The organism is Vibrio sp. 1069 (genome assembly GCF_033340555.1).
This window is the reverse complement of sequence record NZ_JAWOWP010000528.1, coordinates 1-631: the sequence shown is the minus strand read 5'-3', so window position 1 is coordinate 631 and position 631 is coordinate 1. Positions and strand designations below refer to the sequence as shown.

Sequence of the window (631 nt, the reverse complement as noted above, 5' to 3'; positions counted from 1 at the left end):
CTCTGATGCTGTCAAAGGTGCTTTTGCCATGCGGGCTATGGGCACACTCGGTGTTGACGAAGCTGCGTCCATGCTTGTGCCTAGGGTTGGCAAGGCCAGGGCAGCAATGAAGGCCGCTGCTGGTGTGAAATCAAACAGTACAGCCCTAGTTCCTGCTGGTGGTAATGGCGAATCAGGCGGCGGCAGTGATGTCCTGGACATCAAAGCGCAAGCGAAGGGAGCAACAGAGTCATCAACTCAAGACTCTTCAAGCTGGTCAGCGAGTGATGTGTCCCAGTTCATGAAGGGTGTGAGCTATTCGCAAACCGATAGCCAGGCGTTGACAAATCAATTAGCGCAGGGTTTCAGCCGTTCTGGAAGCGAGTCATTCAAGCAAACCTGGGGCGATAGCTTATCCCAGAACCTATCCAAGTCCGCTTCTGAACTGGTGTCTGCATCGGACACCTTCACAACAATGAGTCAGCTCCAAAACCAAATGGGCTCCATGACTAATACCGACTTTAAAACTCTCGGTGGTGCAGTAGCACAAACCCCTGCGGCCATGAACCAACTGAATGACTATTTCCGAAATGCCGCGCCGCAATCGGTTAAAGACGAGGCGGCTTCACTACAGCAAAGATACCAAGCCTAC

General features: G+C 52.5%; 1 pseudogene. It reads left to right on the top strand.

From position 1 onward, the window contains the following. Positions 1–28: 28 nt before the first annotated feature. Positions 29–631: pseudogene (locus R7040_RS27555) on the top strand (conjugal transfer protein TraG); the annotation flags it as partial.